Source organism: Streptomyces sp. NPDC046203 (assembly GCF_040646255.1).
GTDB lineage: Bacteria > Actinomycetota > Actinomycetes > Streptomycetales > Streptomycetaceae > Streptomyces.
The window spans coordinates 24,404-36,238 of sequence record NZ_JBEYZX010000057.1 but is presented as its reverse complement, the minus strand read 5'-3'; the positions used below and the strand labels follow the sequence as shown (position 1 = coordinate 36,238).

11 protein-coding genes are annotated in these 11,835 nt (G+C 72.5%); 7 read left to right on the top strand and 4 right to left on the bottom strand.

The window, feature by feature from the left end:
* Nucleotides 1–735 precede the first annotated feature (735 nt).
* Nucleotides 736–2,061: an NAD(P)/FAD-dependent oxidoreductase gene (locus tag ABZ990_RS28085; protein WP_361237344.1), complete on the top strand. Its 1,326-nt coding sequence runs from the start codon at nucleotides 736–738 to the stop codon at nucleotides 2,059–2,061.
* Between the two features lie 103 nt (nucleotides 2,062–2,164).
* Here ABZ990_RS28085 and ABZ990_RS28080 read toward each other — a convergent pair whose 3' ends face one another.
* Nucleotides 2,165–3,694: a regulator gene (locus ABZ990_RS28080; protein WP_361237340.1), complete on the bottom strand. Its 1,530-nt coding sequence runs from the start codon at nucleotides 3,692–3,694 to the stop codon at nucleotides 2,165–2,167.
* A 353-nt stretch (nucleotides 3,695–4,047) separates the two neighbouring features.
* On the opposite strand from ABZ990_RS28080, the gene lipB reads away from it, so the two are divergent.
* The 4 genes from lipB (at nucleotide 4,048) to ABZ990_RS28060 (ending at nucleotide 7,370) form a co-directional block, all read left to right on the top strand.
* Nucleotides 4,048–4,890: a lipoyl(octanoyl) transferase LipB gene (gene lipB, locus ABZ990_RS28075; RefSeq protein ID WP_361237338.1), complete on the top strand. Its 843-nt coding sequence runs from the start codon at nucleotides 4,048–4,050 to the stop codon at nucleotides 4,888–4,890.
* A gap of 254 nt (nucleotides 4,891–5,144) precedes the next feature.
* Nucleotides 5,145–6,113, top strand: coding sequence for a lipoyl synthase (gene lipA, locus ABZ990_RS28070; protein WP_361237335.1), 969 nt, complete (start codon nucleotides 5,145–5,147; stop codon nucleotides 6,111–6,113).
* A 305-nt stretch (nucleotides 6,114–6,418) separates the two neighbouring features.
* Complete coding sequence (locus ABZ990_RS28065; RefSeq protein ID WP_361237332.1) at nucleotides 6,419–6,649, top strand: hypothetical protein; 231 nt, start codon at nucleotides 6,419–6,421, stop codon at nucleotides 6,647–6,649.
* Between the two features lie 10 nt (nucleotides 6,650–6,659).
* Complete coding sequence (locus tag ABZ990_RS28060) at nucleotides 6,660–7,370, top strand: DUF4191 domain-containing protein (protein ID WP_361237329.1); 711 nt, start codon at nucleotides 6,660–6,662, stop codon at nucleotides 7,368–7,370.
* Between the two features lie 267 nt (nucleotides 7,371–7,637).
* Here the strand turns inward: ABZ990_RS28060 and ABZ990_RS28055 are convergent, their stop codons facing one another.
* A complete protein-coding gene (locus tag ABZ990_RS28055) occupies nucleotides 7,638–8,105 on the bottom strand; it encodes an RDD family protein (RefSeq protein WP_361237326.1) in 468 nt (155 codons plus the stop codon).
* A 246-nt stretch (nucleotides 8,106–8,351) separates the two neighbouring features.
* On the opposite strand from ABZ990_RS28055, the gene glnA reads away from it, so the two are divergent.
* Nucleotides 8,352–9,761, top strand: coding sequence for a type I glutamate--ammonia ligase (gene glnA / locus ABZ990_RS28050; RefSeq protein WP_361237324.1), 1,410 nt, complete (start codon nucleotides 8,352–8,354; stop codon nucleotides 9,759–9,761).
* 104 nt (nucleotides 9,762–9,865) lie between these two features.
* Here the strand turns inward: glnA and ABZ990_RS28045 are convergent, their stop codons facing one another.
* A complete protein-coding gene (locus tag ABZ990_RS28045; protein WP_361237322.1) occupies nucleotides 9,866–10,141 on the bottom strand; it encodes a hypothetical protein in 276 nt (91 codons plus the stop codon).
* 148 nt (nucleotides 10,142–10,289) lie between these two features.
* Between ABZ990_RS28045 and ABZ990_RS28040 the strand changes: the two genes are divergently transcribed.
* Nucleotides 10,290–10,649: an arsenate reductase family protein gene (locus ABZ990_RS28040; protein WP_361237319.1), complete on the top strand. Its 360-nt coding sequence runs from the start codon at nucleotides 10,290–10,292 to the stop codon at nucleotides 10,647–10,649.
* 199 nt (nucleotides 10,650–10,848) lie between these two features.
* On the opposite strand, the gene ABZ990_RS28035 is transcribed toward ABZ990_RS28040, so the two are convergent.
* Complete coding sequence (locus ABZ990_RS28035; RefSeq protein WP_361237316.1) at nucleotides 10,849–11,790, bottom strand: Gfo/Idh/MocA family oxidoreductase; 942 nt, start codon at nucleotides 11,788–11,790, stop codon at nucleotides 10,849–10,851.
* Between the last annotated feature and the right edge of the window lie 45 nt (nucleotides 11,791–11,835).

Below are 11,835 nucleotides of genomic sequence, written 5' to 3'. Positions count from 1 at the left end.
CCGAGGCGGCGGCACGCGTATGCCGCCGTCGGCGCGACCACACCCGCGACAGGGCAGCCACGAAGGGAAGTTGAAGGACCATGACGGGACCAGACGACCCGGTCGAGCCGCGCGAGCACCCCCTCGTCCCCGACGACGGCCTCACGAACCACCACGCTCATACGCCCCACTCTCCCCATCGGAATCCCCCGCCTACCGGAAAGCTGCCCCACACCTCTCCCCTCACCCACCTCTCCTCCACCCGCGTGCCGCACCCGCCCCCCACCCATCCCAGCGGACGGGGTGCGGGGTGGTGCGCCACGACGCGGACGGGAGCGGGGGCCGGGAAGGGGGTCGTGTTCGAAACGTAAAGCGTGATTTGTGGCGCGGAAAAAGAGACGCCTCACGCACTACACAGGCCATCCGCGCCGTAAATCATGCAGTGCAGAACGCGACCCCCGGACCGGCCCCCGCGCACCCACCACGAACCCCCAGCGCACCACCCCGCAACCCCGAACGCGCCCCCCACGCCCCGCCACCACCACGCAACCCCCACCCGCACAGCGCAGCCCACCCGCACCACCACCCCACCCAGCAGCGCGCAGCGCCCCGCGCCCCCCATGCCGCGCACACCCCCCGCACGCGCGTCCTCCCCTCCCCGTCCTCCCGCTTAATCTCTTGCGAACTCCGGCATTCCGGGGACGTGTTGGGGGCATAGGCCTCCCACATGAAGCGCGAACGACCTGGGAGGGGCACGTGCGCGACTACTCGGACGTCGTCGTGGTGGGAGCCGGGATCGCCGGTCTCGCGACAGCTCATCAGCTGACCGCGGCGGGGCTCTCGGTCACGGTCTTGGAGGCCGCGCCGCAGGTGGGCGGCCGGTTGGCGACGGAAGTCGTCGACGGTTTCCGGCTCGACCGGCTCGGGCCGCTGTTCACGTCGCCGGAGGTGGCGGGTGTTCCGTTGCGGCCGTTCGCGCCGGGTGTGCTGGTGCATCAGGACGGGCGGTACGGCCGGTGGGGCGCGGGGCACGCGCGCTGGAGTCCACGGGGTTCGGCGGGCGCACGGGGTTCGACGGGCACCCGGGGCACAACGGGCGCACGGGGGGTGGCGCGCGCGCTGGCCGGCGCGCCCCGCAATCCGGCGGCGTCGCTGGATCAGGCGCGGCTCGGCGGGTCGCTGGTACGGCTGGCGACGACGCCGGCGCAGCGGATTCTGACGCGTTCCGAGCGGACGGCGCGGGAGGCGCTGGCGTTGCGGTTGCCGGCCCGTACCGTCCAGGGGGTGCTGCGTCCGCTGCTCGGCGCGCTGCTGGGCGATCCGGATCTGGCGACGTCGAGCCGGCGCGCGGATCTGGCGCTGCGGTCGTTCGCGCGGGGCCGTCTCGGCGTGCCGGAGGGTGGTTCGGGCGCGCTGGTGGAGCGGCTGGTGGCGGGGCTGCCGCCGGGGACGGTCCGGACCGGGGTGCGGGTGACGGAGGCGTCGATCTCGCGGGTGACGACGGCCGCGCACGGGGTGTTCCGGTGCCGTTCGGTGGTGGTGGCGACGGGTGGCCGCGCGGCGGCGGAGCTGCTGCCGGGGCTGCGGGTGCCGGAGTACCGCGCGGCGACCGTGGTCCATCACGCGGTGCCGGTCGCGCCGATGGCCGAGCCGGTGCTTCTGCTGGAGTCGGATCCGGGTGGCCCGGTGGCCTTCACGGCGGTGATGAGCGCGGTCGATCCGTCGCGGGCGCCGGCGGGCCGCGCGCTGGTCTCGTCGACGGTGCTGGGCGGGCCGCCGGACGGTGACGACACCGAGCGCCGGGTGCGCAAGCATCTGGCGTCGCTGTACGGGGTGTCCACGGACGACTGGGAGCCGCTGGCGCTGCGGCACACCCGGGACGCCTTCCCGGTGATGCGGCCGCCGTTCGATCCGGAGCGCCCGGTGCGGCTCCTGTCGGGCCTGTACGTGTGCGGTGACCATCGGGCGGCGGGCACCCCGTTCGGCGCTCTCACCTCGGCCGAGCGGGCCGCGACCGCGCTTCTCGCGGATCTGGGCACGCGCCCGGCCGAGCCGTCGCGGCCGGACGAGACGGCGGCGTAGGCGAGGGCCGGCCCCGCGCCCGCACCACCACCACACCGGCGGACACCGGCAGCCACCCGCGCCCTCAGGGGTCCGGGGCCCGAGGCCGCCGGCGCCCCCTCGGTCACCCCAGCGCGGCCACCCGGTCGCGGTAGGTGCGGACCGCAGGGGCGTCGCGGTACGGCTCCAGGCGGCGCTCGAAGTCGCGTACGTACTCCACCGCCCGCGCCGACCGCATCTCCGAGGCCTGCTGCGCCGCCTCCGCGCCCAGGGCGCACGCCTGGTCCAGTTCGCCGAGCGCGAGCCGGGCGGAGGCGAGCACCACCCGGCAGAACAGCCGGCTGCGGGCGTGGCCGGGGCCGCGCAACTGGAGCGCGCGTTCGGCGTGCTGCGCGGCGGCCCGGTACTGCTGGAGGTCGCGGTGGCAGTGCCCGAAGTCGTCGGCGAGCTGGGCCTCGTCGTAGAACTTGGCCCAGTACGGCACCTCGTCGCCCGGCCGGGCCGCGTCCAGGGCGCGCTCGGCGCGGCCCAGCGCCGCCCCGCAGGCCCGCGCCTCGCCGAGGACGGCGTGACCGCGCGCCTCGACCGCGTGCAGCAGGGCCTGGACGACGGGCGGCGCGGCCGAGCCGACGCCCTGCTGGGCGACCCGGGCGAGCTGGACGGCCTCGCGGCCGTGCCCGAGGTAGACGGCCTGATGGCTCATGGTGACGAGGACGTACGAGCCGTACGCCCGGTCGCCGGCGGCCTGGGCGAGCCGCAGCGCCTGGACGAAGTACCGCTGGGCGAGTCCGTGCGCGGCGATGTCGTACGAGGTCCAGCCGGCCAGCCGGGTGAGGTCGGCGACCGCGCCGAACAGCCGGCGCCCGATGCTCTCGCCGTACGTGCCGCGCAGCATCGGCTCGGCCTCGTGCTCCAGGTAGCGGACGAGGGCCTGGCGGGCGTGGCCGCCGCCGTAGGCCTGGTCGAGGGTGCGGAACAGTTCGCCCACGGAGCGCAGCGCGGCGATGTCGCCGCTGGACACCCGCTGTCCGGGACCCCGGTCGGTGCCGCGCTGACGGGGCACTCCGTAGCGGCCCTGGGCCGGGACCCGGGGCTCGGCGCTCCCGCTCCCGGTCCCTCCCCCGCTCGCGCCTCCGCCGGAGGCCGACGACGGGGCCGGCACACCCGGGGCGCCCGGCATACCGGTCGTGCCCGGTTCGCCGCGCGCCACGCGCTCGTCGGCGCGGCCGATCAGCCAGTCGCGGCTGGGCACGACGAGCCCGGCCGGGGTGAAGGCGATCTTGCGCAGTTCGGCGTGGCTGCCGGAGTCCTTGCGCCACAGGCCGCTGACGATGTCGACGGCCTCCTCCGGGGTCGCCGCGAACTCCAGACCGGCGTACACCGGCGCGCAGGCGTCGAGTCCGAGGTCCTGGGCGGACAGCCGGCGGCCGAGCCGACGGGTGAAGACCTCCGCGATCAGGGCGGGGGTCGTGCCGCGTGGCTGCTGGCCGCGCAGCCACCGGGTCACCGAGGTCTTGTCGTACCGCAGGTCGAGTCCGTGCTCCAGGCCGAGCTGGTCCACCCGCCTGGCGAGACCCGCGTTCGAGAAGCCAGCTTCGGCGATGAGCGCGGCGAGCTGGCGGTTCGGCATGCGCTGCGAGGGTCGTTCCGTCATCAGCTGTGCGGTCTCCTGCCTTCCGGGCCCGGGGTGGAAGCCCGATTGGACCTTTATGGCCCTCATGGAACGGCGCGAATTTAGCTCCGTTCACCGCGTTTACCGGCGGCTTTTCCGTACATTCATCCGTTCGTGTGAGGGCCGGTGACCCGCTGACAAAGCCTCTTCCGGGACCCCGTACCGCCCTCCCGGCCCGCTCCGGCCCGCCTGTCGGCCCGGCGCACCTGCCGGGGGACGGCCCGTCGTGCCGCCGTACAGTGGCGTGGGTGCGATTGACGCATGACACCGAGTCGGCTCCCGCCCCGGGGACGACCCCCCGGACCCCGGCTCGGCACCCAGGAGGAGGCATGGCCGTGAGTGAGCTGCGATTCGTCCGTCTGGGCTTCGGCGAGGACGCCGTCGACTACCAGGTGGCATGGGACAAGCAGCGCGAGGTGCACGCCGCCCGGTTCGAGGACGAGATCGAGGACACCTGCCTGCTCCTGGAGCACCCGCCGGTCTACACCGCCGGCCGGCGCACCGAGGAGAGCGAGCGCCCCCTGGACGGTACGCCGGTGGTCGACGTGGACCGCGGCGGCAAGATCACCTGGCACGGCCCCGGCCAGCTGGTCGGCTACCCGATCATGAAGCTGCCCCGCCCGGTCGACGTGGTCGCCCACGTACGCCGCCTGGAGGAGGCGCTGATCCGTACGGCCGCCGACTTCGGCCTGGAGACCACCCGCGTCGAGGGCCGCAGCGGCGTGTGGGTGCTCGGCGACCCCGTCGAGTCCCGCCCGGCGGTCGGCGGCCTGTCGCTCGACCTGGCCCCCGGAATCGACCCCCGGCTCACGACCGCCGAGTTCGACCCCCGGCTCAACGGCCCCGAGTACGCCCCCTCCAACGCCGGCCAGCGCCGCGAGGACCGCAAGCTCGCGGCCATCGGCATCCGGGTCGCCAAGGGCGTGACGATGCACGGCTTCTCGTTCAACGTGAACCCCGACAACACCTGGTTCGACCGGATCATCCCGTGCGGCATCCGGGACGCGGGCGTCGCCTCGCTCGCGAACGAGCTGGGCCGGGACATCACGATCGAGGAGGTGCTCCCGGTCGTCGAACGGCATCTGCGCGACGTGATGGCGACCGCGGAGCCGAAGCCCCGGGACGTCGAGGCGGAGCAGCGGGCCGTACGCGAGAGCGAGCGGACCCCGGTGGCCTGAACACGGCTCCGGCATGACCTGAAGGCGACCCCGAGGGTGGCCTGAAGCGAGCCGAAGGGCCTCAAGAGGCCCGAACGGCCCCGCCGGTGGCGTGCGGTGGCCTGCCGGTGGCCGGAAAGAGAGCCGCGTCACCCCGGCCCGCCGCGGCCGAAGGAATGCCAAACGTAGGCCAGAGGTTGGCCAGAGCGTCAAGGCATAAGAAGCAACGGGCGTACCCTGGTGTGCGCCGAAGAATCGAAGCTACAGGAGCCGATGTGTCCGCAGTCGCACCCGACGGACGCAAGATGCTGCGCCTGGAGGTCCGGAACGCCCAGACCCCCATCGAGCGCAAGCCCGAGTGGATCAAGACCCGGGCGAAGATGGGGCCCGAGTACACGAAGATGCAGAGTCTCGTGAAGAGCGAGGGTCTGCACACGGTCTGCCAGGAGGCGGGCTGTCCCAACATCTTCGAGTGCTGGGAGGACCGCGAGGCGACCTTCCTCATCGGCGGCGACCAGTGCACCCGGCGCTGTGACTTCTGCCAGATCGACACCGGCAAGCCCGAGGCCCTGGACCGGGACGAGCCGCGCCGCGTGGGCGAGTCCGTCGTCACGATGGACCTGAACTACGCCACCATCACCGGCGTCGCGCGCGACGACCTGGAGGACGGCGGCGCCTGGCTGTACGCGGAGACCGTGCGCCAGATCCACCAGCAGACCGCGGAGCGCGCCGCCGGCCGCACCAAGGTCGAGCTGCTCGCCCCCGACTTCAACGCGGTGCCGGAGCTCCTCGAGCAGGTCTTCGACTCCCGCCCCGAGGTCTTCGCGCACAACGTCGAGACCGTGCCGAGGATCTTCAAGCGGATCCGTCCGGGCTTCCGGTACGAGCGGTCGCTCGACGTCATCACCCAGGCGCGGGACTACGGTCTGGTCACGAAGTCCAACCTGATCCTCGGCATGGGCGAGACCCGCGAGGAGATCAGCGAGGCGCTCCAGCAGCTGCACGACGCCGGCTGCGAGCTGATCACGATCACGCAGTACCTGCGGCCGTCGGTCCGCCACCACCCCGTCGAGCGCTGGGTGAAGCCGCAGGAGTTCGTGGAGCTGAAGGAGGAGGCCGACGAGATCGGCTTCTCCGGTGTGATGTCGGGCCCGCTGGTCCGCTCCTCGTACCGCGCGGGCCGGCTGTACCAGCAGGCCATGGAGCGCCGCGGCGCCGCCGACGCCGTGACCCCGGCCGTCTGACACCGGCACCGCCGGGGGGCGCGCGGCGCGCGCCCCCTGCGTTCGCGCCGTTTCCTTTCCGGGCCTTGCCGGGCTCTGCCGGGCCTTGTCGGGACTCCTCCGTGGCCGTCCGTACCTCGTGCGGACGGCCACGGTCGTACGGGGACGGCGGCGGTACGGCAGGGGTTCCCGGGGCCCGGGGTCACGCCCGGGCGTGCGGTGGTGTGGTTTCACCTGTCTTTGACCGGCGGGCCACACTCCGGCAACACCGATCTGTGAGTGTGTACGTACGCACCGCCACCCGAGCGCCCCGGAGGTTCCCTCCCATGCAGGCCGCGCGCACTCCCCGGACTTCTTCGCTCCCCTCGCTGCCCTCGCTCCCTTCCGTCACCGGCGCGCTGCGCGCCGTCGAGACCCTGCTGCTGGCCGGCGGCCAGCGCACCGCCCGGCGCAACGCCTGGGCGTCCGTCCTGGAGGACCGGCGCCGCGCGAAGGATCGCGTGGAGGCCCAGCGTGTGATGGAGGCCGTGGCGGGGCGGGCTTCGCGGGCCACGTAAACTTCAGGACATGGCGAGGAAGGCAAACACGAGCGGCGCTGACGCCGCGACCCCCGGGCGACTGAAGCAGATCGCCCTCACGTACAAGATGACCCGGAAGGTCGACCCGCAGGTCGGTCTCGTCGTCGCGGGCGTGGGCATCGTCGTACTCGGTGTCCTCCTCGCGATCGGTTTTCTCATCGGGCACCCGGTCTACCTGGGCATTCTCGGCTTCGTGCTGGCGTTCCTGGCGATGGCCATCATCTTCGGCCGGCGCGCCGAGAAGGCGGCCTTCGGCCAGATGGAGGGCCAGCCCGGCGCTGCCGCGGCGGTGCTGGAGAACGTCGGGCGCGGCTGGACGGTGACCCCGGCGGTGGCGATGAACCGCAGCCAGGACGTGGTGCACCGCGCGGTCAGCCGCGCCGGCATCGTGCTGGTCGCGGAGGGCAACCCGAACCGGGTGAAGCCGCTTCTGGTGGCCGAGAAGAAGCGGATGGCCCGGATCGTCGTCGACGTGCCGGTGACCGACATCATCGTCGGCGACGACGAGGCCGCCGGTCAGGTGCCGCTCAAGAAGATCCGCACGAAGATGCTCAAGCTCCCGCGCGTTCTCGCCGGGCCCCAGGTGACGGCGGCCAACGACCGGCTCCGCGCGATGGGTGACCTGATGAGCAACATGCCGCTGCCGAAGGGCCCCCTTCCCGGCCGTGGTGCTTCGAGCCGCCGTCCCCCGCGCGGCTGATCCCGCCCCCATCCCGAAAGAGGGGTGCCCCGGACCATCGACGGTCCGGGGCACCCCTCTTTTGTGCGCGCGCGTACGTACGCACACGCGTGCAGGCCCACGCAGATGACGGACTACCGGCCGGGATCGGATCGCAGCCGGTTCCGACCGGATCACAGCCACTTCCTGATCACATGCCGAACGGGGCAGATCGATCCGGACCGGAACCTTTGCGGAGCCGGTCCGGACCCGAAGAAATCAGGCCGGATCGGTCTGGATCAGGCCGGATCAGATGCGGACCTGGACGGCGCCGGAGAAACGGTCGTGCAGGCCGCGGCCGTCGCGGTCCCAGATGAGCGCCGGGAGGGCGAGGCAGACGAGGGCGCTGCGCAGGGCGACACGGAGGATGCCGAGACGGCCGCCTCGGACGGAGGCGACGCGCAGGCCGAAAAGGCGCTTGCCGGGGGTGAAGCCGACGGTGCCGACCGTGAGCACGCTCAGGACGAAGAGGATGAGCACGGCCCAGTTTCCGGTGACCTGGGTGTAGCGGTGGGTGATCAGGCCGTACGCGATGAGCATGCACAGTGCCCAGTCGACGGCGAGGGCGCCGAGGCGGCGGCCGGGCCGGGCGATGGAGCCGGGGCCCTCCTCGGGCAGGCCGAGCTGCTGCCCTCGGTAGCCGAAGTCGACGCCCGCTTCTTCGGCCGCGGCGCGGGGGCCGGAGAGCCACGATCCAAGTGCTTGCCTGTTGTCCACCCGACCACGGTACTGTGCCCGATTTCGATCACTTCCGGCCGGGGGCGTCCGCGCCGCGCGACGCGAGGCCGAGAACTGCCCTTCATACCCCGGCCGTGCCACCAGCTCGGTTAACTTCGTCGAAACAAATGGGTCATGCTGGAGAAATCCGGTCTGCCTAAGGTCGGGTCCAGCGTGGGCCACCACACGGGCCGACACACCGAGCCGCAGCCCCGCCCCTCCGGGCCGGGGCGTAGGAGGAGTGGGATGTTCCAGAACGCCGACGAGGCCAAGAAGTACATTCAGGACAATGACGTCAAGATGGTCGACATCCGCTTCTGCGACCTCCCCGGCGTCATGCAGCACTTCACGATCCCGGCGACGGCGTTCGACCCGGCCGAGGAGCTGGCCTTCGACGGTTCGTCGATCCGCGGCTTCCAGGCCATCCACGAGTCGGACATGGCGCTGCGCGCCGACCTGTCGACGGCCCGCCTCGACCCGTTCCGTCGCGACAAGACGCTGAACATCAACTTCTTCATCCACGACCCGATCACGGGCGAGCAGTACAGCCGCGACCCGCGCAACATCGCCCGCAAGGCGGAGGCGTACCTGGCCTCCACCGGCATCGCCGACACCGCGTTCTTCGGCCCCGAGGCCGAGTTCTACGTGTTCGACTCGGTCCGCTTCGAGACCTCGGCGAACCAGGGCTTCTACCACATCGACTCCGAGGCCGGCGCCTGGAACACCGGCAAGGAGGAGGACAACCGGGGCTACAAGGTCCGCTACAAGGGCGGCTACTTCCCGGCCCCGCCGGTCGACCACTTCGCCGACCTGCGGTCGGAGATCTCCCTGGAGCTGGAGAAGGTCGGTCTCCAGGTCGAGCGCCAGCACCACGAGGTCGGCACCGCCGGCCAGGCCGAGATCAACTACAAGTTCAACACGCTGCTCGCCGCGGCCGACGACCTGATGCTCTTCAAGTACATCGTGAAGAACGTCGCCTGGCGCAACAACAAGACCGCGACCTTCATGCCGAAGCCGATCTTCGGCGACAACGGCTCGGGCATGCACGTCCACATGTCGCTGTGGGAGGCCGGCGCGCCGCTGTTCTACGACGAGGCCGGCTACGCGGGCCTGTCGGACATGGCCCGCCACTACATCGGCGGCATCCTGAAGCACGCCCCGTCGCTGCTGGCCTTCACCAACCCGACGGTGAACTCCTACCACCGTCTGGTGCCCGGCTTCGAGGCCCCGGTCAACCTGGTCTACTCGCAGCGCAACCGCTCCGCCGCCATGCGCATCCCGATCACGGGCTCGAACCCGAAGGCCAAGCGCGTCGAGTTCCGCGCGCCGGACCCGTCCTCGAACCCGTACCTCGCCTTCTCGGCCCTGCTCATGGCCGGCCTCGACGGCGTCAAGAACAAGATCGAGCCGGCCGACCCGATCGACAAGGACCTCTACGAGCTGGCTCCCGAGGAGCACGCGAACGTCGCCCAGGTCCCGACCGACCTCTCCTCCGTCCTGAAGGCGCTGGAGGAGGACAACGAGTACCTCCAGGCCGGCGGTGTCTTCACCTCCGACCTGATCGAGACCTGGATCGACTACAAGCGCACCCAGGAGATCGCCCCCATCCAGCTCCGCCCGCACCCGCACGAGTTCGAGCTCTACTTCGACCTCTAGGAGCGCGCGGTGCCCGCGGCACCGTGTTCCTGCCGGCCGTGCTTTCCCCCGCCTCGCGGGGGAAAGCACGGCCGTCGTGCGTCAGGGACCGGGACGGGGCGCGGTCAGCGGCTGTAGCGGATCAGGGCGCGGACCATGTGGCAGGTGGTGTCGGACGGCGGGTGAATGCCGACCTGGGCCGCGGTGGTGCGGATGCGGGCGTTCGTGGCCCGGGACGGGAGGTAGACCCCCGCGTCGAGCAGGGCTATCGCGAGGCGCATGGCCTTCAGCCGGCGGTTGTGGGCGACGTACCACTCCCGCGGGCGGCCCGCGGGGAGCGCCTTTTTCTGGAGCGGCTTCCAGGGTTCGAGGGACGGTGTCCGGATCATGGCGACAGCCATGGGCGACCTCCTGGCGAACGGTGGGCAAGAGCCCTCCCCGGGGCCCTCGCCTTCACCCCCGATTTTAGTGGGGACCACTGACAATCGCCCCTGGCCAGAACGGCTTTGCCGGGGAATTCGGTGATGGTTTCGGCGGTACGTTGGAGCCATGGAGATCTGGATCAATCCCGCCTGTTCCAAGTGCCGCAGCGCACTGACCCTGCTGGACGCCGAGGGCGCCGACTACACCGTGCGCCGCTACCTGGAGGACGTGCCCTCCCCGGACGAGATCCGCGCCGTGCTGGAGCGGCTGGGCCTGGAGCCGTGGGACATCACGCGGACGCAGGAAGCGGACGCGAAGGAGCTCGGTCTGAAGGAGTGGCCGAAGGACGCGGCGAGCCGGGACCGGTGGGTGGAGGCGCTCTCCGCCCACCCCAAGCTGATCCAGCGGCCCCTCATCACCGCCGAGGACGGCACGGCCGTCGTGGGGCGGTCCGAGGAGGCCGTTCGGGACGCGCTGTCCCGCTGACCCGGCTGACCCCGCTGATCCCGCCGGCGCCGGAGGGTTTCGGACTCGGCCGACGCCGGAGGGTCCGGGCCCCCAGCCGGTCGGGAGGGTCCGGGCCTGACTGTCACGGGGAGGGTTCCGGGCCCGGCCGGTGCCGGGGCTCCCCGTACCGGCTCTCCCAGCGCCCGTTCCCCGGCGCCGGGTCCCCGCCGGGCCGCCCTCAGTGCGCCCGCTCTCCAGCGGCCCGCGCCGCCACCTGCGCCTCCTCCACCTGCCGTTCCGCCTCCGCCAGGATCTCGGTCAGCCGCGCGCCGAAGCGGATGTCGCAGGCGTGCGGGCGGCCCGTCCGTATGGATTCCAGGAGGGCGTCCACCGCGTTCGCGAAGGCGTCCACGGCGCCGTCCCAGCCGGGCATCGTCGACCGGCCCCGCTCGCCGTACAGCGACAGCGCGGCCTCGGAGGTGGCGGGCGGGGCGCTGAGGGTGAGGGTCGTGGTGGTGCTCGCGCCCGAGGTGTGGCGCAGGATCAGGTGGCGGGTGTCGGCCCGGCCCGCGGCGCAGGTGACGGAGGTGACGTCGCCGAGGATGGGCAGGTAGACGGAGAGGACGTGCGGACCGACGTCCCACAGGCCGCCCTTCTCGCGGCGCCAGGGCGAGGCCGCGTACGGGCTGTCCGCCTCGGGCGAGAAGAGCGCACCCAGCCAGTGCGCCTCGCCCAGGAGCCAGTCGCCGGCCGCCTGCTGTTCCTCGATCCAGCGGGCGGTCGGCCCGGCGAAGCGCAGGGTGCAGAACACGACGGACGCGACGCCCGCCGCCGTCACCGCGTCCGCCGTCTTCCGGGCCACCGGCGCGGAGGTGGCGACCGGCTTGTCGAGGAGCAGGTGGCAGCCCGCGGCGGCGGCCCGCTCGGCGAGCGGGGCCTGGACGTCCGGCGGCAGGGCGAACGCGACGGCGTCGCAGGCCGCGAAGAGGGCGTCCACGTCCTCGTACGCCGTGGTGCCGTGAGCTGCCGCCAGCGCTTCGGCGGCCCCGGCGCGCCTGCCCCAGACCCCGGCGAACTCCACGCCCGGGTGGGCGGCGAGCGCGGGTGCGTGGGTGCGTTCGGCCCAGGGGCCGGTGCCGAGGAGACCGATGCGGGGCTTCGTACCGGGGAGCGTCGTCATGCGCACCAGTCTGCCGGTCGGGTGCGGCGGAGGGATGCGGGATTC